General features: G+C 35.1%; 21 protein-coding genes and 1 pseudogene. 10 read left to right on the plus strand and 12 right to left on the minus strand.

The window, feature by feature from the left end; genetic code table 11:
• Window positions 1–149: 149 nt before the first annotated feature.
• From A9996_RS20100 to A9996_RS07995, 10 genes are all read right to left on the minus strand, one after another.
• Window positions 150–1,313 carry a hypothetical protein gene (locus A9996_RS20100; protein ID WP_211272641.1) on the minus strand — a complete coding sequence of 388 codons (1,164 nt, stop codon included), beginning with the start codon at window positions 1,311–1,313 and terminating at the stop codon, window positions 150–152.
• Window positions 1,314–1,408: 95 nt separating this feature from the next.
• Complete coding sequence (locus A9996_RS07955; RefSeq protein WP_245905334.1) at window positions 1,409–2,047, minus strand: alpha/beta fold hydrolase; 639 nt, start codon at window positions 2,045–2,047, stop codon at window positions 1,409–1,411.
• 537 nt (window positions 2,048–2,584) lie between these two features.
• Window positions 2,585–2,944: a DUF4406 domain-containing protein gene (locus A9996_RS07960; RefSeq protein ID WP_066432987.1), complete on the minus strand. Its 360-nt coding sequence runs from the start codon at window positions 2,942–2,944 to the stop codon at window positions 2,585–2,587.
• A gap of 18 nt (window positions 2,945–2,962) precedes the next feature.
• On the minus strand, window positions 2,963–3,541 hold the full coding sequence (gene nudK, locus A9996_RS07965) for a GDP-mannose pyrophosphatase NudK (RefSeq protein ID WP_066433054.1): 579 nt from the start codon (window positions 3,539–3,541) through the stop codon (window positions 2,963–2,965).
• 128 nt (window positions 3,542–3,669) lie between these two features.
• A complete protein-coding gene (locus tag A9996_RS07970; RefSeq protein ID WP_066432991.1) occupies window positions 3,670–4,341 on the minus strand; it encodes a CPBP family intramembrane glutamic endopeptidase in 672 nt (223 codons plus the stop codon).
• 91 nt (window positions 4,342–4,432) lie between these two features.
• The gene (locus A9996_RS07975; protein WP_066432997.1) at window positions 4,433–5,353 is read right to left on the minus strand and encodes a serine aminopeptidase domain-containing protein; all 921 of its coding nucleotides are present in this window, start codon (window positions 5,351–5,353) and stop codon (window positions 4,433–4,435) included.
• Between the two features lie 36 nt (window positions 5,354–5,389).
• Window positions 5,390–6,589 carry a S41 family peptidase gene (locus A9996_RS07980; protein WP_066432999.1) on the minus strand — a complete coding sequence of 400 codons (1,200 nt, stop codon included), beginning with the start codon at window positions 6,587–6,589 and terminating at the stop codon, window positions 5,390–5,392.
• A 48-nt stretch (window positions 6,590–6,637) separates the two neighbouring features.
• Window positions 6,638–7,312: a hypothetical protein gene (locus tag A9996_RS07985; RefSeq protein ID WP_066433000.1), complete on the minus strand. Its 675-nt coding sequence runs from the start codon at window positions 7,310–7,312 to the stop codon at window positions 6,638–6,640.
• Between the two features lie 201 nt (window positions 7,313–7,513).
• On the minus strand, window positions 7,514–8,503 hold the full coding sequence (locus A9996_RS07990; RefSeq protein ID WP_066433006.1) for an ankyrin repeat domain-containing protein: 990 nt from the start codon (window positions 8,501–8,503) through the stop codon (window positions 7,514–7,516).
• Between the two features lie 37 nt (window positions 8,504–8,540).
• Entirely contained in the window at window positions 8,541–8,906 is a 366-nt protein-coding gene (locus tag A9996_RS07995) for a hypothetical protein (protein ID WP_066433008.1), read from the minus strand.
• Between the two features lie 147 nt (window positions 8,907–9,053).
• On the opposite strand from A9996_RS07995, the gene A9996_RS08000 reads away from it, so the two are divergent.
• From A9996_RS08000 to A9996_RS08015, 4 genes are all read left to right on the plus strand, one after another.
• Window positions 9,054–9,758: a LytR/AlgR family response regulator transcription factor gene (locus A9996_RS08000; protein WP_066433010.1), complete on the plus strand. Its 705-nt coding sequence runs from the start codon at window positions 9,054–9,056 to the stop codon at window positions 9,756–9,758.
• Window positions 9,755–11,737, plus strand: a complete 1,983-nt coding sequence (locus A9996_RS08005) for a tetratricopeptide repeat-containing sensor histidine kinase (RefSeq protein ID WP_066433012.1) — start codon at window positions 9,755–9,757, stop codon at window positions 11,735–11,737. The genes A9996_RS08000 and A9996_RS08005 overlap by 4 nt, the downstream gene beginning before the upstream one ends.
• A 312-nt stretch (window positions 11,738–12,049) precedes the next feature.
• Window positions 12,050–13,240, plus strand: a complete 1,191-nt coding sequence (locus tag A9996_RS08010; RefSeq protein WP_066433014.1) for an ATP-binding protein — start codon at window positions 12,050–12,052, stop codon at window positions 13,238–13,240.
• Between the two features lie 278 nt (window positions 13,241–13,518).
• The gene (locus A9996_RS08015; RefSeq protein ID WP_066433015.1) at window positions 13,519–13,929 is read left to right on the plus strand and encodes a hypothetical protein; all 411 of its coding nucleotides are present in this window, start codon (window positions 13,519–13,521) and stop codon (window positions 13,927–13,929) included.
• A gap of 514 nt (window positions 13,930–14,443) precedes the next feature.
• On the opposite strand, the pseudogene A9996_RS20510 reads toward A9996_RS08015, so the two are convergent.
• A pseudogene (locus A9996_RS20510) lies at window positions 14,444–14,628 on the minus strand (site-specific integrase); the annotation flags it as partial.
• 469 nt (window positions 14,629–15,097) lie between these two features.
• Here A9996_RS20510 and A9996_RS08020 point away from each other — a divergent pair.
• The 3 genes from A9996_RS08020 to A9996_RS08025 all read left to right on the plus strand — a co-directional run bounded on the left by A9996_RS08020 (window position 15,098) and on the right by A9996_RS08025 (window position 18,975).
• The gene (locus tag A9996_RS08020) at window positions 15,098–16,186 is read left to right on the plus strand and encodes an NAD(P)-dependent alcohol dehydrogenase (protein WP_066433017.1); all 1,089 of its coding nucleotides are present in this window, start codon (window positions 15,098–15,100) and stop codon (window positions 16,184–16,186) included.
• Window positions 16,187–16,234: 48 nt separating this feature from the next.
• A complete protein-coding gene (locus A9996_RS19855; protein WP_157487196.1) occupies window positions 16,235–16,405 on the plus strand; it encodes a hypothetical protein in 171 nt (56 codons plus the stop codon).
• A 470-nt stretch (window positions 16,406–16,875) separates the two neighbouring features.
• Window positions 16,876–18,975, plus strand: a complete 2,100-nt coding sequence (locus A9996_RS08025; RefSeq protein ID WP_066433022.1) for an amino acid carrier protein — start codon at window positions 16,876–16,878, stop codon at window positions 18,973–18,975.
• Between the two features lie 93 nt (window positions 18,976–19,068).
• Here A9996_RS08025 and A9996_RS08030 read toward each other — a convergent pair whose 3' ends face one another.
• A complete protein-coding gene (locus tag A9996_RS08030) occupies window positions 19,069–20,046 on the minus strand; it encodes a L,D-transpeptidase (RefSeq protein ID WP_066433023.1) in 978 nt (325 codons plus the stop codon).
• 303 nt (window positions 20,047–20,349) lie between these two features.
• Between A9996_RS08030 and A9996_RS08035 the strand changes: the two genes are divergently transcribed.
• The 3 genes from A9996_RS08035 to A9996_RS08045 are packed head-to-tail and all read left to right on the plus strand — an operon-like array spanning window position 20,350 to window position 22,876.
• Complete coding sequence (locus A9996_RS08035; protein ID WP_066433024.1) at window positions 20,350–21,132, plus strand: MlaE family ABC transporter permease; 783 nt, start codon at window positions 20,350–20,352, stop codon at window positions 21,130–21,132.
• Window positions 21,133–21,885 (plus strand): ABC transporter ATP-binding protein, encoded by a 753-nt coding sequence (locus A9996_RS08040; protein WP_066433025.1) that lies wholly within the window; start codon window positions 21,133–21,135, stop codon window positions 21,883–21,885.
• 4 nt (window positions 21,886–21,889) lie between these two features.
• Window positions 21,890–22,876: an MlaD family protein gene (locus A9996_RS08045; protein ID WP_066433026.1), complete on the plus strand. Its 987-nt coding sequence runs from the start codon at window positions 21,890–21,892 to the stop codon at window positions 22,874–22,876.
• The last annotated feature ends 108 nt before the right edge of the window (window positions 22,877–22,984 follow it).

Consider the following 22,984-nt stretch of genomic DNA (forward strand, 5'->3'; position numbering starts at 1 on the left):
TAAAAGTGGCACAACAAAAACCTTCTTCCTTGCCAAGGTTCTCGCAAACTTCTCGAATTCCGCCTTATCTACAAAATCCGGATCAGTCAACAAATTATATAGCGCTAGCCTATCGGTGCGCCATATACTTAGTTATTGGCAACTAGTTTTTATTTTAATTGCTTTTCTAAAAGTTGATTAATCATATTTAAATCAGACCCAAACATTTCTTTTCCTAATTCTGGATTTGATATTTTCGCATAAATCAGAAACATTGCAAGACCTTCATCTTGTGACCACCATTTACCACCACGCCTCATTCCCTTAACAGCTTTTTGAATATCTAAATTTCCGCCTTTTGGATGGGTTAACCAAGCCACAGTAGTATATTGTCCGATTCCTTCCATTGTTAAAAAAAAATCATCAAGTGTATTATAGATTGCTCTATCATTAACGAAATATTCTTTTTGTCTTCTATTATACATTTCTAATCCTTTGGTGGCTAATTGTTTGGTTTCTAAAATGTTATTGGCATGAAAGGCATCATAAAACATGTTTATTTCTGCTTTAATCTTTTTTGTATAAATACTGTCTTTTTCAAAGTCTTCTTGAATCATATCATCGCTCAACTCAAGCTTAAATTTATTATCACGGTCAAACTGGTCAAGTTTTACTCCAAATATTTTGTTTTGTTGGGTATGTGCAAATTCGTGAAGGAAAACGCTTGTATATAAATTTTCATCTCCAAGTTCTTTGCTCGTTACTTTAGCATTTTTCCAAAATAAAGGAACACCCATAACAAAAAATGCTTTTTCCGAGCCATTACTAATTGGTGCAGTAAACGACATAAGTCCGATTGGAACTCGTTGGTTCGTGGGAAGTGTAAGACTGTCATTGTGTTTGAATTTAGTCCAATTAAGCTCTTTTCCGAAAAATTTTGGACCGTTTATTTCAATACTGTTTTTAGGTGGTTCGTTTGAATTCGTATATACATATTCGTCATCAAAAAACAACATCAACGGTGGCTCGTGAGGTTGAATTTTCAAAATGTCATTTGCAGTTAATTTCCAAGCATTAAACCACTTTTGTACTCCAACTAACTCAAATTCAATTTCTGAATTATTCCTTTCTTTATTTTGTTGTTTACAAGAGCATATCGAAATTAGTATTAAAACAATAACAAGGTTTTTCATTGATAAATATTTTTTCATAGGACGACTGGTCTTTTGCTTTGTTACGCTGTTCATTAAATTGTTGCCAAAGTTTTGGCGCCTACCGAGGTGGCGATTTTCACCACCAAACTTGATGCGGAGAACCAATGTTTGATTAGCCACAAAACTGTCTGCGGAGTACTGAACCGCCACTTTTGCCGGTTCCGTTCAACCGCGGCTTCATAGTATGTCTTTCAGACGCAACGAAGCCTTTGCTGTTAGTGGTAGTTTTTTATTTGTTTTCCAATATAGTTCAAAGCCTTATCGTGTGTTTCAATTCCGTGCCCGACATTATTAAATACTTTTACTTCTTTCAATTTGTTTATTTGTCTTTTTGCATTTTCAATAGACTTTTTAAATGGAAATAAAAGGTCTTTATCCCCTTCAAGTAAATATATATCAACATCAACTTCTTCAAGTTGTTTATCCATATAATATGGTTTTTGTGTATTGTCCTTGTAACGGCTAATGGCAAAAACTTCGTATTCCACCAGCATTTTTTCAGAGCGTTCAGAGAGTTTATGGTTGGGTTTTGAAAAAACAGCTTTGTCAAGAAATTTCAATACATTCTTTTCAGTTGGTTTTAGTATTGGTAGAAGATTAAAATATAGATTTTTAAATGTCAAAGAAAAAGGCTGTAAGCAACCGGGATTTAGTAAAAATGCAGCTTTGATTTTTTCAGGATTTGCAATTCCAAGTTTCATACATATTAATCCGCCAAAAGAAGCACCAGCGATATATGTTTTTTCGATTTTCAACTTTTCTAAAACTTCGTTTGCCCAGTAGCCATAGTCCAAAGATTTAATGTCTGGTGTTTGACCACCACTTAAATTTGGAAGTCCGTTAGTTTCTACCATAAAAATGCGCATTTTATGATTGAAGTTGTCTAGTCCTTTATCAAAGTCCCATATTAAAGCGGTTGTTCTTGCTCCTGGAAAAATTACTAAGGTGTCTAAGTGTTCTTCTTTTGTAAAAAGTCCGCAAACGTGTGTTTTACCAAGGCAGGTTTCAATTTCATATCGCTCGTAGTGTCGGTCGTTATTTTTCTCTAGTTGTTCTACCCAATTTTCAAAATAAATTAGGTCGTTCTTTTCGTCTTTGAAGAACGATTTATTTTTTATTTCCTTGTTTGTATTTGTTGTTTGCTAAAAGTACCACTAAAGTTAGTTTGTGAATTAACTAAAAATATATGTCTGAGCATCGTCTACATCAAATTTTTCTTTAAGTGCTTCTGAATAACGCCACTTTTTGGCTTGGTTTTTTCACAGCATGAATTTCACTAGATGTAAAGAAGTTGGCAATTTAGCAGTACCAAACTGTCTGCTACCACAATAATTTATACGTAGATTAATCCCTATAATTCCTATGTTTGCAAAGGTATTAGTTGCCATTTATTAGTAGGTCGAATTGGGAATTTCGTCCAAATCATAATAAATTTTTAAGCCTCGTTCTTTTGCAATTCTAACATCTTCATCCGCTCCTTTTGATGTACCTTCAATACGGAGAACGGCATCACATTTTTCAAGAAGACGATGTGCAGCTGGGTATTGGATTTGATCCCAAACGCTGGCACCAATTTCCTTTGAACCTGCCAAGTGCATCAGGGGAAGAGCTACCCATTCTCCAATAATAGGAATATGTCCTTTGTAGAACAAGGGTAAGGCAACTGCTTCAAGTTTATCTAAATTCTTTTTTATTAAAACTGGGTCGTCATTTGTTCCTCCTCGATAAGGACCAGATATAAGTATCATCATAATTTTAAATTGTTAATATTATAGTATATTATTAAGTTTTATATGTTGAAGTAACATGATTGTTTTTCCGTCTTTTATGTCTCCGGTTTCTATCATTCTCATTGCTTGGTCAATTGCAATTTCCAAAACTTCAATATTTTCTTCTTCGTGTTCCACTCCGCCACCTTCGGATATTTTCATGTCTTTTGAATATTCCGCAATGAAAAAATATAATATTTCAGTTACAGAACCTGGTGACATATACGCTTCAAATATTTTACGTACTTCTGTAATTTTATATCCTGTTTCTTCTTCTGTTTCTCTTTTGATACAATCTTCGGCGTTGTCTTTATCTAATAAACCTGCACAAGATTCAATTAACATTCCTGTTTCATTACCATTTACAAATGTTGGAAGTCGAAACTGTCTTGTAAGAATAACCGTTTTCTGCTCTTTGTTATATAGCAAAATCGTTGCACCATTTCCTCTATCATAAGCTTCTCTACTTTGCGTTTGAATTGAACCATCTTTCTTTGAATATTGGTAGGTAATTTTTCTTAATGTGTACCAATTATCGGATAGAATTTCGGTATTGGTAATCTTTACTTTGTTTATCATTTGCAACATAGGTTTTTTATGAGAATCGTAAAATCATATAACCAACTAAATGTCAGTTTTGCACTTCAACCGAATTTAAAATCCATCAGCGTTCAAAGCATAGCAAATCTTATTGAGTTCAGTATCGATTACATGTCTCCACCAATTAGAGGAATAAGTACATTCGGTATAAAGTCAACCATAAAATGGGCAATCATAACAGCTTTTAAATCTCGGGTTTTCCAATAAAAGGATGACATGACAAGTCCACCCAAAGTCGCAATTATTATTCCACCGATACCTTGTTGATAATGCATTAGTCCAAACACTACAGATGGAAAAAGAAAAAACACAAGCCAATTACTATTTATTTTATATAGTCTCTCCATGACGTATCCACGGTAAAAAATTTCTTCAAAAATTCCCGCTCTTAGCATCATGAAGGACACAACCCAGAGAGAAACTTGATTGTACTTACCATCACCCTGTCCATAGGAAATACCAATTACTTTAAATAAAGTGAGGCAACCCAAAACCACGGCAATAAAAACAACCATAATTAAAAGACTCCATAAAATCGATTTCCCCCAATGCCTATTATGCAGGCCTATAGATGCGAGATTTAATTTTTCACCTTTAAAAATTATTAGAATTAAAATACCCAATATTGAGAACAGAGCCAATTCCCTAATAATTACAAAAGAATTAGTCAGCGGGTCAGGTGATATTGACCGAAACGCAAGTAGAACTATGAATGGAATCAAAAAAGAAAAACATAATCCTAAAATGGTATATACTGAAACTGGAGTGGATTTTTTCATAACGAATTTATTACATTTTGTTATACAAATTTAAGAATTTACCATTATTCGGAGCTATGTAACTTATAATAATTAACTCACAATCAATGTTTTATAACCGATGTTGATGATAGTTTTTTATAATTTCTCCAATATAGTTCAGAGCCTTATCATAGGTTTCAATTCCGTGTCCAACATTGCTAAATACTTTTACTTCTTTCAATGTCTTAATATGGATTTTTGCATTGTCAATGGATTTTTGATACGGAAATAATAAGTCTTTATCGCCTTCAAGAAGATATGTGTCGACTTTAACGTCGCCCAATTGTTTATCCATATAATATGGCTTTTGGGTCTTGTCTTTATAACGACTGATTGCAAAAACTTCATAATCAACCAACATTCGTTCTGAATTTTCAGATAACTGATGATTCGGTTTTGAAAAAACAGCTGTGTCCAGAAATTTCAGAACGTTTTTAGTATTAGGTTTAATGATTGGCAATAGGTTGTAATATAGATTTTTAAACGACAATGAAAAGGGCTGAAGACAGCCAGGATTGAGCAAAAATGCAGCACTGATTTTTTCTGGATTTACAATTCCTAATTTCATACAAATCAGCCCGCCAAATGAGGCACCAGCAACAAAAGCCTTCTCTATTTTTAAAGCTTCAAATAATTCTGCAGCCCAAATACCGTAGTCCAATGAACGAATATCGGGAGTTTCACCATGACTTAAATTTGGTAAACCGTTCGTCTCAACCATATATATTTTCAGTTTTTGATTTAGGTTATCCAATCCTTTGTCAAAGTCCCAAATTAAGGAAGTCGTTCTTGCTCCAGGAAAAATAACGAGTGTGTCAAGGTCCGTTTCATTGGTATTGAGACCCCAAACTTGCGTTTTCCCGAGTGAAGTTGCTATTTCATATCGTTCGTATGTTCTACCATTATGAGTCTCTAAATTATCGGCCCAATTTTCAAAATATTCAATGTCAGCTTTCGCATCTTTGAAATATGATTTATTTTTTATCTCCATGTGTTTTTAATTTGTTCTTTTTCCAATTTTTATAAGTCATTCCAAAATCTTTTCAATTGCTTTGTCATTGGCTTTTATAAAGTCATAAAATGAATTTGAAATAAATATATCGGGAGTTAATGAACCTTCCTTGTTTTTCCAGTTTTCCCAGTATTTTGTAGAATAAGTAACTCTCATATTTAGAGTAGGCAATTCGAAATTTTTAATCTCTCCAAAGTGATTTATATTCCCTCCTGTAGGCTCTCCTACAAATGTTGCATTTGTTGACTTCTTTAACTCAATTGCATTCATTAATGATGAGGACATAACTTTTTGTCCTATCACAACAAAAAAACTATTTTTAGTATTCAAAACACTTTTTTTAATGGCCGCTATGAACGGATTTAATATGGCTGAATTACCACCACCATTAAATCTCAAGTCTAAAATTAATTTTGTAGGCTTTTTTTCATTAATGACCGCAAATAGTCTTTTGTTAAACGCTGCAAAAGATTCATTTTCGCTTTCAGCGCAACTCCTATAATTGAAATAAAGTACCTTCTTGCTTTCATTGTATTGAAACCAGTAATTGCTGACATTAGTATATGCTAAAATCTGCTTGTAAGGCGCTGCATATTTCCAATTTGTAATAACCTCTTTTTTAATTGCACTCACCGTGGTAATTACTGTGTCCCCTTGTGGTGATAAGAGCCTAAATGTTACTTCTTGAAGATTTTTGATGATGCCAAGTCCTTGTAGAATGGAAGTGTCATTAAAATAAAATGCTTCAAAGAATTTGGAATATGAAGGATTGTCTTGTTTGATAGTCGTTTTCAATAAGGAAATGATTTCTGCAGTAGGAGTATCATCTATTGAAAGTACCCTATAAAGCAAATATTTTGTATGCAAACTATCTGTAACAGTAATTGCAATTCCTTCGTCAAAAAATTTGAACTGAAAAGGAAGGTAGTAATCGGCGTTAGGAAACATTATGGTATGTTCATCCCCAATTGATGCGTTTACTTTTAACAATCTGACGATAACTTGTTCTTTATCTAACTCTGTTACTTCTGAAATCAAAGTATCAAGTTGCTGATTAAAAAACTCTTTCGATATTTTTGTGAACGGACTTTTATGTTTATTGGAAATCGTCTTGCGATACAACTCTATGTCAGAGACAACCTTGTCCTGTGAAAATGCAAGTTGAAAAAATACAGTAAACAGAAAGAAGAAAATTAGACTTTGTGTTGTTTTCATAAAATTGCTTGCTTGTTGTTTTTTTGGAGATTAAAGGTAATTTTCAATCTACCTTTTCAATCCCTCCATTCTTTTATCCGTCATAGTTGCGGTTTTTGACATTCCATTTATAATCTCGAAAACCATTGTTAACGTAATTGCTGGATATAATGCCATTTTTGTTTCTATAAGAATCATAGCCATTGCATTTAATGTTATTTCTAATAATTCTTTTGTGCTTTCAGTATGGAAGTTTTTATTTATGAATTTTCTCGATTCGTATCCGGCTTGTAGTGGCAATAAAAATGGTTTGTTGTTATCTGGAACTCTTAAGTTGAGGTTTCCCCATTCTTTTTCGCCCACGTTTTTAGCGTAATTTTCAAAAATTTCAGTCAAAGATGGAAAAAAATCAGATTCAAATTGCCAATCGATTTTGCTTTTGATTTGTCCAAAGACACACTCTTTTGGTAACTGATTCCAATTGTTGACATTGATTGGCCCAACAAGCAATTCATTGATTTTATCTGAAAATAGTGCTGAACCCGGCTCAAAGTTGTGGTCGTTTATTGAATATTCATTCGCGGCTTCGATACATCGTTCAGCGACTATTGTGGATATTAAACATATCGCATCTTCTACACGAATGCCTTTTTGAGTTTTGACACTGGTATAGACGTAATTCACTATCATTTTTGACTTATTTTCGTCTAGTGGTTTAGTATTTAAAAAATTTGAAATTTCCATTGGTTGTTTTATATTATTTTGGTTAACCCTAATTGGTTTTCTATGTATACAAATAAGGTTCTTACTGTTGAAACATTTTTTTACTTTCAGTAATCAAAGACTCGACTTTCGCCGAGCCCTATCAATAAATTAATCCCCATTAATTAATTTTTTAAAGTATGATACTAAATAGGTTGCGCACTATTATGCATTGAAACAAAATTAATTTTCCATTGCTGGCATTGTATCCTTATTGTGTTGTTTTAACCATACCACTACCTTGTCAAAATCTGGTGGCATTGTAATTTTTTCAGCTTGCGCATCTACAATGATTTTTTCAATAATGTTTGTCAAGTTGTAACCGTTAGAGGTGGTATAATTGTAGTCGGCGTTTGCATCCTCCAAAAGGTAACGCACCACTCGCCAAGTATCGGCCCGCTCCACATTGGTGCCTACTTCATACGCCGCAAACATGACTGGTGTAAAACCGTTTTCGCGTTTTGCATTTACGTTTGCTCCGCTGCGCATCAATAAAATAGCAATATCGTTTTCCCTCTTACTGCTTTTTCCAATCATTCGGAATAAAACCGGATAACCGTCTATTAAACTATGAACATTGGGATTGGCACCTGCGGCTAAAAAATCAGCAATTATCTCTGGTGGCAAATATTGAGTTGCCTCATCCAATGCAGGTGTCGGGTCAGAACCATTTGCAATAAGTATTCGAATAAGTTCTGGGTTACTTTTCAACCTTACAGCAAATTGCAAATAATTTAAACCAGGCCAACCCCAAACTTCAATGCCCTGTATGTTCAAATTTTGTTCCTTTATCAATCCTTTTAACGAAATTGTATCGTTGTTTTCAATGGCTGAAGCAATGGCGATTTGTTTTTTATCCTTGTAATATGTTTCTGCTTCTGATTTTTCCTGTTTAAAGGAAGGAAGATTATTGGAAATTAAAATTCCCAATCCAATTATCAAGGGTAAAACCGCAAAAAACCCACCTATAACTTTGCTAAATGCCGAATGTCCATAATGCAGAGGAACTGCAGCTAACAATAGCACCAGCAATCCAACAATCACTAATACATAAAACCAGCCACTTTCTATAGCATCTACGTTTCTATCGCTGGTATCTACATAATAATAAATAATAAGAACAATTAACGCGATGGCATTAAGACCTACAAGAATCCATAATATTTTAAGCATTTTTTATCTTATTTTGATTGTTGATTTTATAATTGAATTACTCCAAAACAAAAGGCAAGTCATATTCTTTCGAGATGATTTTCGAACTACGTGTCTTCACGTCTACTTTTGCTTTTAAATTTGGACTAATCAGTAGATACGTTTTCACAAATTGATCTTCATGGACCATCCAAGAATGGTCTTCCAACAAATAGTCGTTAGTATCTTTCTTGCTCGCTTGATACGCCCAGCGTTCTACAGCCAATGGTTCAAAGTTTACGATGTTTCCCATAAATACTACTTGCAAACCTGGCTTGTTTTCATTACCAAGTTCCGTGCAACTTATGACTGAAATGGTGATGGCGGAGTTATCCTCGAGGTCTTTGACCGACCATTCTTCGATAATTGTTTTTGTGTTTGACATTTTAATTTATTTAAATATTTTTCTCAAAAGTAGGTTGTTGGCAATCTTTAAAATAGTGGCAATAGACGAACGACGTTTTAAATATGCAGACGACGTCTATTGATTAGTAAGGATTTATATTTACATTTGAAGAAATATCATTCCTAAATGGCAACGTTCAATTGTATCATTATAGATGATGACGAGATTGATAGACTTACCGTGCTATCCTTTGCAAAGAAATTTCCCGTTCTTAATATTCTTGGTGCTTTTGAATCTGCAGAAAGGGCGTTCTCAACTATTGAAAAAGAAAAAATTGACATCCTTTTTCTTGATATAGATATGCCAGGATTAACTGGTATGGAATTGAGACAAAAAGCGCTTGAAATTCCTGTTTGTGTTTTTATTACAGCCCATCCTGAACATGCTGTGGAGAGTTTTGAACTGGACACTTTAGACTTTATTGTGAAGCCCGTAAAACTTGAGCGTTTCTCCCAAACTATGAAGCGCATTGAAGAGTTTATGGAAATAAAACTAAAATCCCAACTTTTTGAATCCAGCATTGGAGGCAATACTATTTACATTAAAGAAGGTCACACACAAACCAAAGTAAAACTGCACGACATACTGTATCTTGAAGCCTTAAAGGATTATACACTTGTGGTCACCAATCAAAAAAGACATTGTGTGTTATCTACTATTGGCGCACTTTTAAAGGAAACGCATTTTCAATCTTTTGTAAGAATCCATAGAAGTTATGCAGTTCAAAAACAATACATTCAAAAAATTGGTTCACAGGAAATTGAATTAAAAAACAATGTTTCAATTCCTGTCGGAAGAAGTTATAAAGACAGTCTTGCTTTCTTATTATGAAAAAAATATTACTGTTCTTGATGCTTTGTTTCACATTGATTTCATTTTCCCAAAAGGAAGGTCAAGCACTCATTGATTCTTTGTTAGTGGAGTTGCCTAAAATGTCGGAAGATACTTTGAAGGTTGCGACTTTAAATAAATTGGCTGTTGCCCATCAAAATTTTAATGCTTCTCAAGGTTTACAATACGGACAAAAAGCACTTACTCTTGCCAAAAAAATACAATGGAATGATGGCATAGCAGAATCTTATAATGCTATTGGAATGAATTATTTTTCAGAAGGAAATTTTTCTGAAACCAAAGATTATTATCTAAAAGCATTGCAAGTAACTAATAATAAAAAGATAAATAATCTGACTTTAAAAAGCTTGGGAGTGTACTATTCTTCTCAAGGAGATTATTCCAAAGGGCTTGATTATTGCTTTCAAGCATTGAAATTGAGTGAGGAATTAAAAGATGAAGAAAACATAGCGAAGGTACTTTCAAACATTGGTGTCAACTATTTCAATTTAAATGATGTCAAAAAAGCCATTGAATATTATGAAAAAGCGTTAAAGCTCAATACGAAAATGGATGCTAAATTGAGCATGTCCAAGAATTTGAGAAATATAGGGAATGCTTATCTCTACTTAAAAGAAAATGATAAAGCGATTGACTATTTTAATAGAGCACTGAAAATTGATAGGCAACTGGGAAATAAAGTAGGAATCGCAGTCAATTTGGCCTCATCATCTGCCATTTATTTCGAATTGAAAGACTATGAGAAGGCCATAGAATATGGCACTAAATCTTTAGCGCTGGCCAAAGAAATCAATCGCCCTAATATCATTGGTATCAACTATAGTAATTTAGGTGGTTTTTACTTACAAATGGCAAAGGAAGAAAATGACAAGGCTACTGCAACTAAATTATTGGATAAAGCCTCCACAAATAGTCTTGAAGCCCTAGATATTTATAAAAAAATGAACGATATAAGTAATTTATATATTGTTTATAATCAACTTTCATCTATAGAAGAATTGAAAAACAGTTATAAAAGTGCTTTAGACTATCACAAATCTTCAGTCTTTTATAAAGACTCTATTTTTAATTCCGACAACAGAGAAACCATAAAAAACCTTGAAGACAAAAGAGAGATAGAGCTCCGCGATAAAGAATTGAAAATTAATAAATTGACTTTAGAAAATAAAGATAGACAGAAATGGTATTTGGTTCTTGGCATTTCACTTCTTGGCGTTATTGGATTTTTACTGCTTTTTCAAAGTATGAACCGCAAAAAAGTCAATCAAAAATTACAACTTTTAAATACCGAACTTGATCAATCAAACAAGATAAAAGCACAATTTTTTGGAATTTTAAATCACGATTTACGAAGTCCGGTTGCTAATTTGATTCATTTCTTGCATCTTCAAAATGATGCTCCAGAATTGCTTAACGAGGAAAGTAAAACCAGATTGAATAATAAAACAATGGTATCTGCCGAAAATCTTCTCACATCCATGGAAGATATTTTGCTTTGGAGCAAAGGCCAAATGGAGAATTTTAAACCTCAACCTAAAAATATTGCGATAAATTCACTTTTCGAAGACACAAAAAGCCATTTTTTTAGTGAGGAAAAAGTGCAATTATCATTTGAAAATAAACAAAACATTCATATTATAACTGACGAATGCTACCTCAAAACCATCATTAGAAACCTAACAGGCAATGCCATAAAAGCAATGGAACATACCGAAAAACCTATTATTGTTTGGAAAGCTTGGAAAGAAAATAATAAAACCTTTTTGTCGATTTCTGACAATGGCTCTGGTGGTTCTCAAGAACAATTCAAGGCTTTGTATGACGATAATGAAGTTGTAGGAATAAAAACAGGATTAGGATTACACTTAATTCGCGATTTAGCAAAAGCAATCGACTGTGAAATAACGGTTGATTCAAAACCTAAAGCAGGAACGACTTTTATATTGTTTTTTAAATAACTATTGATAAGTTAAAACAGGGGTAAACTTACTTAAGATTCGCGATTGTTACAAACTATACTTCAAAGACACAATCAAATTTCGTCCTGCGGTTGCATTCCCTGAAGAATAAGGTTGATAACGCTGATTCTGTGATATTTTCCAAACTTGCTACAATGGTTGCAGCGTCTGTTATCTTATATTGGGTTCCTAAAACTTACGGTTGAATAAGAAACTTATTTGGGTTAGGATTGATAAAAACATAGAAATATTTAATAATTGCACACCTAAAAGTGCAATAAAGACACTATATTGCACATACAAATATGCAGCATGGAGCAATTATTAGAAAAGTCAGCAGCTTTAGTGCAACGGATAAGCACTAAAAAAAAACGCTATCTCTACCATGAGATAAACTGGAATAACAGATTAATAGGTGTCAAAGGTGCAAGAGGCACGGGTAAAACCACACTTTTGTTACAAAAGCTAAAAGAGCTGCAGTTACCACCAACACAGGGCACATATTGGTCTTTAGACGATTTCTATTTTATAACGCATTCCTTGGTAGAAACCGCCGAAGAATTCTTTAAAAAAGGAGGGGAATATCTTTTTTTGGATGAAGTGCATAAGTATGAAAATTGGTCTATACATATAAAAAACTTATACGACTTCTATCCAGACCTGAAGATCGTATTCACAGGATCTTCCATTATCGATATTTCTAGAGAAGAAGGCGATTTAAGCAGAAGAATGGTAATGCACACTTTACCTGGACTTTCCTACCGCGAATATTTAGCATTTAACGATTTGTATGATTTCGAACCTATAACTTTAGAAGACATGCTTTCTGTAAATCGTAAATGGTCAGAAAGGTTTCCTCCCGAATTTAGACCATTAGCCCATTTTCAAGACTATTTACAGTACGGATATTATCCATTTTCAATGGAAGACAAACAAGGTTACGCTTCACGCTTGCAACAATTGGTGCGCTTAATTGTGGAGTATGATATGGCAGAGCTAAAAGGTTTTGACATCCGTAATGCAAAAAAGATGTTACAATTGTTAAATGTAGTTGCCGCTAACGTGCCCTTTCAGCCCAATATTACCAATATTGCTGCAAAAAGTGATATTCATAGAAATTCAGTAGTAACCTATCTTCATTTTTTAGAGCAAGCACAGTTAATAAGACTATTGTATGCATCGGGAATAAGTCTGGCTTCACTTCAAAAGCCCGAAAAAGTGTATTTAAACAACCCGAATCTTGCCTTTTCATTTTCGACGGCTGATCCAAATAAGGGAAATTTACGGGAAACTTATTTTATTTCCCAAGTTGCAGTGCGACATAAAGTCTCATATCCTAAGCAAGGAGATTTTTTGGTTGACGATATGTATACTTTTGAAGTTGGGGGCAAGGACAAAACCAACAAACAAATAAGCGACGTAAAAAATGGCTTTGTGGTTGCAGATGATGTAGAGTATCCCATAACTAAATTGCCACTCTGGTTGTTTGGATTTTTATATTAATAGATATGAATATTATATCCATACAAATAAAGTATTGCACTATCTGTCAGTGAAAGCTATGTTGTTTGCCAATGCAATTCAAATGAAGCATGTTAGTTATCGTTTACGATGGAAAACTCTAATGACGAACATGTTGCCAAGTGGACAAACCATGAAAGTTTGGAACAGGTTTTCAGTATTCTCAATAGAGATCTTAAGAAACTTTTCACACCAGAGAGACGTCTTATTATAGAAAAAATATTTAATTTAAGATTCCAAAAGCTTAAAAGCATTATTCAATGACTATGTTAAAGCGATTTAAAAAATACATTAAGTCTCAGGTCAAGGCAAATGATTTGCCTTGTACTTATGAGCAGATTAATCACAACCCTAAATTTCAATTAAAATATCACGATAACAGTATTGGGTGTTTGAATTTTAGTGATGATGTGTGGTCTTTCATATATGCTGATTGGTTTAAAGATCAAAATGATCTACAACCTCTATTTGAATTTCCTTCAAAAGAAAAATTTTATAAATCAGCTGAATTGTGGCCTTTTTTTGAGAGTCGTATACCTTCAATAATGCAACCTAAGGTTCAGGAGTATCTAGAAAGTCATCCATCAGGTCGAAACAACGAAGTAAAGCTATTAGAGCTTTTTGGAGTGACCTCGGTCAATAATCCTTATAAACTGATTATTAATCTATAAAAAAAAAGGTACGGCAAGCACCTTTTTTTATAGATTGAAATTGTCTCTTCGATATCTAATCTAATATTCCGTAGAATTATATGATTAAGGCTCTTAATTAATGGAGTGAGTATTAATTCATAGGTGAACTAATATAATAAGGAAAGAATTCTCATTTTTGACTTCGAGGTCTTGGTTGTTCTACTTAATTATGAATTTAAAAATATATACTTTTAGGATTATGTATAAGTTTTTTGTTAGTAGATTTCTGGGTTGGACTTACCTAAATTTAAAGAATTAATGATTCGCCGGCTTCATCAAGCTCATGTGATTCCAATTCTTTGAAATAAGACTTGGTAGTGCTTAATTCTTTATGAATTAAACTAGGGCTAATAATTTCTGTGGAACTTCCATTTTACTCATGATATTTGCGAAGGTATGGGCTTGATAACTTTTATTGAAGCCAAACAATCACTTAAATATTAGCTCGAAATAGGATAGATAGTTAAGTTCTTATTTCAACGTTTGTATACGATTAGAAATTGACTACACTATCCAAAGCATCATCGGCATCCTTGTGGATGAAATTGGATTGATAGCGTATGGTAGTGGTTACTGAGGAATGGCTATACAGTTTTGCAACATTTGTATAGGGATTTTATCACCAGAAATATTTCCAAAACTATGTCTCGCAATGTGCATACTTATGTTTTTCTTTATATCCAATTGCAAGATTTTCAATTTGGTTTCGAACAGTTACGGACATATTCCGAATAAACTCTTCTTCAAGAAGGTCGAACGGTTATTGACAGATACCAGCTTGAAATACCACAAGCGCACCTTCAATGGTATCAATCCAAATCATAGGTTCATCAAGCACTAATTTGAATTGGATTTATACTTTTTTTCAAATATCTCATACTTAACAAAAAAACAGAAGTAATAGATTCACATAATTTCACGAGTGTAAATTTTGGAGCTTGGCAAAGTAAATGCACGCGTTATATCTTTTGACTTATCATCAAATTAAAAAGGTCAATATTTAAATCATCTGAGTTAATATTCCTTTTTCATTTAAAAGCGTTATCCCCTAACTTTATGACACCCTGAAAAACAAAGTATTGGGTGCTAAAATTGAAATCTTTTTCTATTCCTACCAGACTTAAAATTAACTTTAAAAAAATTACATATGAATCAAGAAATCGAATACACGGAAAAAACGTTTACAGTAAAAGGGTTTGGAGCAAAAGGAGAAAATAACACGACTTTAGTCGAAATGGATATAGAGCGACCGATGATTAAAGATAATGAAGTCATTATCGATGTTTTATATACGGGAGTTTGCCATAGTGATATACATCAAGTTGCCAATGATTGGGAAAATACACGTTATCCTTGCATACCTGGGCATGAAGTGATTGGCAAAATTTTAAAAGCAGGTGCAAACATCAAAAAATTTAAAGAAGGTGATATAGTAGGCGTTGGTTGTATGATTGATAGCTGCCAGACCTGTGCGCAATGCGAAAATGATGAGGAGCAATTTTGTACAGGACCACATGGACCAACAATGACCTATAACGGCTATTTTGGAGATCCAGATTCAGATTATAATACCTATGGAGGCTTTGCGAGTCATATTGTATCTACTGAAGACTTTTTATTAAACATCCCTAAAGGATTAGATATTAAAAAAGCAGCACCTATACTTTGTGCCGGGGTCACAACCTATTCGCCACTAAAACATTGGAACGTAAAAAAAGGCGACAACATCGGCATTGTAGGTGTTGGAGGTTTGGGTCATATGGGAGTGCAAATCGCCAAAGCTATGGGTGCTAAAGTAACGGCTATCACAACCTCTGAATCTAAAAGAAAAGATGCATTAGAGCTTGGAGCTCATGCTGTAATTATATCTTCAAACCAAGAGGAAATGAAAGCGAATCAAATGACTTTTGATTTTATCTTAATAACCATTCCGGAAGCCTTCGATGTTAATCCTTATGTTAACCTTATTGCACCAAGAGGAAGTTTGGTTACCGTTGGTTTATTAGGTCCATATAAAGAGCCAACAAACAATATGAATGTAGCTATGTATGCACGTCAATTAGGTGGATCGTTCATTGGTGGTATCAAAGAAACCCAAGATGTTCTCGATTTTTGTGCCAAACACAACATTCATCCTGAAGTAGAAATGATCAAGGTTGAAGATGTCAATAAAGCTTTTACTAAGGTAAATGAGGGAAAAGTGCGGTATAGATATGTTATTGATATGAAGGCTTAAGGGTCATTAAAACTATAGAGGAAAATGGAGGGTTTATTTGCATGAATAGTGTTTGGAGAAAATGCCATTGAAGAGCTTACAGAAGAGTGGGAGGAGGAAGATTCACCTTTTGTAACTATAGCAAAACAGTGTATTCCTAAACAGGCAGTGCCTGCTGACGGACATTTTCAGGTAATGGAAAATCTGTCTCTCACAATAAATCAAATCAAAAATAATTAAGTCACTGATTTTAAGCAGTATTATGATTATTTGATGGCGCGCAGGACTAAGCCAATAGACCGAAGTTCACTAGTTTGAGTACAGTTCCCCACTACTAGCAGAACCAAGCCTCTCAAGAAATTGAGAGGATTTCTTTATTCCATAGGCCATACCCTAAAGATATCCTATGTTTAATTAGTCCCTATATTATTATCATCTAGGCAAAATTTTAATTAAAGTCTATTAAAACCTACAAAGAGAACTATTGGTTTAAAAAGAAAATCTAAACCATTTAGGTAGTTCTCTGGCTCCTCGGGGTGCATTTTATTAATAGGATTTTTGAGAGATAAAAAAAAACGAGTAGGTCCAACCGCATATCTAAATTTAGGGATTACACAATTGAAAAAAAAACTTGATTATCTTGGAAGAACTTCTGCTTATCACTAAATTGTGGTTTTCAAAGCATAAATCGCGAACTCATAAATTACTTGATGATAAAATCTAGGCTTTTTGCCCTTTTGGGGCTGTTGCTCATTACATTCACTAACGCTCTAGCTCAAGTTGAATCTGCTGGCGACATGGCCGTACAATTAGAATTTAACAATCCCTCATCTGAAATTAATGACGGAGTTGCCAAGGTAGTGGTAGATGGTGGACTTGCTCCTTATCAATACAAATGGAGCAATGTAGACACACCTTTAGATGCTACACAATCAGTTGGTTTGATTGAGGGCATGGATCATTCCGTAATTATAAGTGATGCCAGCGGGAATACAGTTTCTAAGACATTTAAGATCCCTGCAAAATCAATTACCGAGATTTTCAACAGCAAGGTGCAGCCGGCGGTAGATGTGCTTGGAGCCGTTCTATTTTGGGATGCTTTTGCTGCCCTCGGAATATATGATCCAGTAGTATATTCCTCTTATAAAAATATTCTCCTTCCGCCACGTGAGGTAGTTATCGATGAAGAATATCAAGTAAAAAAATGGTTGTTCGCAGAAGGAAGCCAAGTAAAAGAAGGTGATAAAATTGCATTGCTGGAAGACGAGCAAAATATAGAACTATCTATATATGCTTCGGCCGATGGTACTTTAGAACAGGTAACTAAAGAAGGAGACTTCATTTCCAGATTGCCCGAAACTGGTTCTTACAATGCCCCACTTTTGGCGGTCATCAATTTTCAAACGCCCCAACCGCTTTTACATCCCAATGGCGGTACAAAAACCAATACCATCCCTTTCATTGTTGTTTGGCTTATTTTGGGAAGTATATTCTTTACCCTGCGTTTAAAGTTCGTCAACATTCGTGGCTTTCGACATTCTATAGATTTGGCAAGAGGAAAGTATGACGATCCAAATGCTCCCGGTATGATAACGCATTTTCAAGCAATGGCCACCGCGGTTTCGGCCACAGTGGGCTTGGGAAATATTGCAGGGGTTGCGGTAGCAATTTCCCTGGGTGGTGCAGGGGCTACTTTCTGGATGTTCCTCGCCGGTTTTTTTGGAATGTCTTTAAAGTTTGCAGAATGTACTTTGGGAGTGAAATACCGAATTATTGATGATGATGGCCGTATTTTTGGTGGTCCTATGAACTATTTGCGCTATGGTCTCGAAAAGCAAAACCTGAAGCGTCTGGGAAAATTTTTGGCCGTACTCTTTGCTGTTCTTGGGGTAGGTGCCTCATTTGGCGGTGGTAATATGTTGCAGTCAAATCAGGCTTTTAAAATAGTATCAGAACAACTTCCATTTTTACAGGGCCAGGGATTTTGGTTCGGAATTGGTTTCGCCTTGTTGGTAGGTGTCGTAATTATTGGTGGAATTCAAAGTATTGCCAAGGTGACGGCCAAAGTAGTGCCTTTGATGGCCATTTTATACGTGTTGGGTTGTTTAGTTGTGATAGGCTATCATATCGAATATATTGGTGGGGCTTTTTTAGCAATTGTGGATGGTGCGTTTTCTGCCCAAGCTTTAAAAGGTGGATTTATTGGAGTGCTGATCATAGGTTTACAGCGCGCCGCTTTTTCTAGTGAAGCGGGTGTAGGCTCGGCAGCAATTGCTCATAGTGCCTCCAAAACCAATCATCCCATTGCCGATGGATTTACGTCTTTGGTTGAGCCCTTTATCGATACGATGCTGGTTTGCACCATGACCGCCCTAGTTTTAATATTTACGGGCATGCATATAACGAGTAGCGGACTGGGCGGTGTAGAACTTACTGCTGATGCCTTTGGAAGTGTGGTGTCTTGGTTCCCTTCAGTTTTGGCGGTCGCTGTATTTTTATTTGCTTTTTCCACCATGGTTTCCTGGTCGTATTATGGAATGCGCTCTTGGAGTTTTCTATTTGGAAGAAGTAAAAAGACGGAACTGGTCTACAAAATCCTGTATTTAGTTTTTGTAGTGTTGGGCGCTTCGGTAAGTTTGGGTGCAGTTTTAAGTTTTGCTGATATGATGATTCTGGCGATGTCTTTTCCTAACATCATAGGATTGTATATTATGGCTCCTGAAATAAATGCCGATATGAAAATTTACTGGCAGAAATTAAAAGACGGAAAGTTATATATCAATCCAAGATTTATCAAAGCGAAAGAGTAGTGTATCAAAAATAAAAATCTTGGGGTGGCAAAATCCTGAATATTAAGTTTTTAGGTTGTAGAGTGAAGTAATCGAAATGGGTATTTTCTCTATTTATAATAGCGTATCACCAGTTGTTTCTTTTAATTTTATGTTCTCAAAACCAGGATAAATATCTTTAAATTCGACGGTTTCCCCTTCGTCATTTTTTCCTTGCAATTCATATGTAAAGACCACTTTAGTTCCTAGTGGTGCATAATAATAATAAACAATCCATGCGTCAGATTCTCTTAGGCCAATGCAACCATTGGAGGATGCTTTTTCCAACGTAGCCAAGTTAGTTGTAGGATGGATAAGTTGCCCAACGCTTCGCCCATTTATGGATGGTTCCAGCCACGGAATAGCGGGCAGGGCCGTATTTTTGCCATCATCTCTATTTGTTCTCTCGTATTTATGATTATTCTGAGGATTCATAAATATCGGTTTTTTATTTACTCGGATTATTTCACCTATTCCAGGTTTTGTTCTCATATCTACGTCACCTTTGGCCATAGCCAAATATCGTTTGCCAACTTTCCCCACTCTCACGGGAAATTTATGTATTTCTTGTCCGTCTTGAATGATGCGAAGCCTAAATTCCGGAATGTTCAGTTCTAAAGAAGTGTTGTTTAATTGCGCTTTAAGGTGTTGCGTTTGTATAGAATCAGGAATGATCAAAACTTGGTCTTCTTTCAGTGCTAGCAATGATTGGGAGTCTTCATTAAAAATCCCTTTATCCATGAGATAATAATAATCGGTATGTGCTAGGGTGTCCAAAATCCATTTGTTGTGATGCACAATAATGTACTCATCAATGGCATAGTTATGGGTTTGGTTGTGTTTTGTAACAATGCTGTCCATCCATTTAAAATAGGACCGAATAGGAACATCTTTATGGACGACTATTTCAATTGGTGTTGCTATTTTCTCTACTTTACTATCAGTTTCAATGATCTCATTTTCGTTGTTTGATTTCACTTCCGTATTGACTTTATCGCTGTTTAAGCAACCTACAACTATAAAAGAAAAGATAAATAGTAAAATAGTTTTCATCAGTTTGAATTTAATTTTTTAAAAAAGAACCTATTTAAACAAATGTTCGGAGCACATTTTAGAACTCTTATGAATTTATTCATTAGCCTTTTGAATATAGAATCGGACTTTATGAAGACGTAGATTCTAATTAGAGTCAAACGTATGCAATCAATCGTCAAAAGGACATGACATTGATCACCTGTGCGAATATTTATTTTTAGGTTGAGATGGCTGGGTATTTAATTCATCAAAAGCTTGTTAGCTGATTTAAGTCATACCACTTTAACTAAATCAACATTACATTTGATGCTATACACTTAAATGAACAACGAAAACGCCATCTTATCTAATACGAAGTCATTTTTTGCCGAAATTGGCGATATGACTTTTTTTGCGGGACGTTTCTTTAGAGAAGTCTTCAGTCCGCCATTTGAATTTAAGGAACTGGTTCGTCAATGTTACAATATGGGCAATCGGTCTTTGTTGTTGGTGAGTGTCACTGGGTTTATTTTAGGGCTTGTATTTACGCTACAATCAAGACCTACGTTGATGCAGTTTGGTGCGCAGTCCTGGATGGCCTCTATGGTGAGTCTTTCCATTGTTCGCGAAATTGGACCTGTAATCATTGCGCTTATTTGTGCTGGCAGGATTGGGTCAGGTATTGGGGCAGAACTTGGTTCTATGCGCGTGACAGAACAGATAGATGCGATGGAAGTTTCGGGCACCAATCCTTTCAAATATTTGGTGGTAACCCGTGTTGTGGCCACTACCTTGATGCTGCCGTTATTGATCATTATGGGAGATGCCATTGCGCTTTTGGGGTCTGCCATTGTTGAAAATTTAAAAGGGGATGTTTCTTTTTTGCTTTACTTTAACCAAGTATTTGATGCCTTACAATTCTCTGATTTGCTACCGGCTACGGTAAAATCGGTATTCTTTGGTTTTGCTATTGGATTGGTAGGCTGTTATAAAGGTTATAATTGTGCGAAAGGAACTGTCGGGGTAGGGGAAGCGTCAAATTCCGCTGTCGTTTATATCTCGATGCTGCTGTTTATAATTGATTTTATTGCTGTTTTTGTAACCGATATATTTTTTGACATCTAAATGACATCTAAGAAAAACATAAAACCCGTATTGGAGTTAAAGAATCTTAAGAAAAGTTTTGGAGACAATCACGTGTTAAAAGGTTTTAACCTCAAACTTTTTGAAGGAGAAAACTTGGTGATTATGGGGAAGTCAGGTTCTGGAAAATCGGTGATGGTAAAATGCCTTGTGGGACTTATTCAGCCCGATAGTGGCAGTATTAGGATAAAAGATCAGGATATCATCACCATGGGCCAAACGGAATTGGATTTGCTTCGTACTGAAATAGGGTTCCTGTTTCAAGGAAGCGCGCTTTATGATTCCATGACCGTTCGGGAAAATCTGGAATTCCCCTTACGGCGTCATAAAGATAAAATAGAAAATTTTCAAAGCACAGAATTTTCGGTAAAAGAAGCCTTGGAGAATGTAGGATTGGCGCATACCATAGACTTAATGCCTGCAGAGCTTTCGGGCGGAATGCAGCGCAGGGTTGCCATGGCAAGGGCATTAATCCTAAAACCTAAAATTATAATGTATGATGAACCAACCACAGGGCTGGATCCCATTACAGCTAAAGAGATCATCCAGTTGATGCGGACCATTCAAAAAAAATACAATACCTCTTCCTTAATTATTACGCACGATGTGGACTGTGCGCGGGTCATTTCAAACCGGATGATTTTGTTGGTAGATGGAATCAATTATGCCGAAGGAACCTTTGAAGAACTTTCTAACTCGAAAGATGAGCAGGTACAGGCATTCTTTAAAAGCTAATCGTATGGAAAAATCAAATTCGCAAAAAATAAAAGTCGGCATTTTTGTTGTCGTCGGCACAGTTCTTCTTATCGCGGCCCTTTATTTTATTGGAAGTCGGCAGCAAATGTTCAGTAAGAACATTGACCTATATGGTGTTTTTGAAAATGCGAATGGCTTGCAATTGGGAAACAATGTTCGCTATTCAGGGGTTAATGTTGGTACGGTGAGCATGATAGAAATGGTGGAGGAAGGAAAGATCATCGTGGCGATGTCCGTAGAAGAAAAAACAGCTTTCTTTATCAAAAAAGACGCCGTTGCTTCTATTGGTTCAGATGGTTTGGTTGGGAGTATGGTAGTGAACATCCTGCCAGGAAAAGATATCAAAGCAGGGTGGGTGGTTTCTGGTGATACCATCAAGATCCATAGTAAGGTGAGCACTGATGAGATGCTTTCCACCCTAAATAAAACCAATGAAAATGCAGCGTTATTAACTGCAGATTTGTTGAAGATAACCAATCAAATTGTTGCAGGCAAAGGTACTTTGGGTGCCTTGGTGAGTGATAGTTTGATTGCAAAAGATATTAGACAATCTGCAGCAGAGTTAAAAAGAATGACTTCGGGCGCTACCCACGCCATCTCTCAGATCAATACCATTATTTCAAAAATAAATTATGACGAAAGTGCCGCAGCCTTACTGTTGAGTGATACCGTTTCGAAAAACCAAATCCAGAAAGTCTTTGGCAATCTCGAAAAATCCAGTGCTAATATCAAAGAAGTCACCAAAACCCTTGATGACTATATTAATGAAATACAATCAGGAAAAGGAACTTTGAATTACGTTACACAAGATGAAGTTTTGGTACAAACAATTGACTCTACAATGATCAACATCAAGGAAGCTGCAGAGAAATTGAATGAAAATATGGAGGCATTAAAGCATAATTTTCTTTTCCGTGGCTATTTTAGAAAATTGGAACGGAAGGAACGAAAGGAAGCTAAGGAAAACTGATAGTCTGCTGATAGTTTTTATTTAGGCCATTTTTACTGATATTCTTATTCTTATGGATCCTTGGTTTTGTCTGTCACTCTTAATTAGAAAAGAACAACATCGGTAATT

The organism is Gelidibacter algens (genome assembly GCF_001678675.1).
GTDB lineage: Bacteria > Bacteroidota > Bacteroidia > Flavobacteriales > Flavobacteriaceae > Gelidibacter > Gelidibacter algens.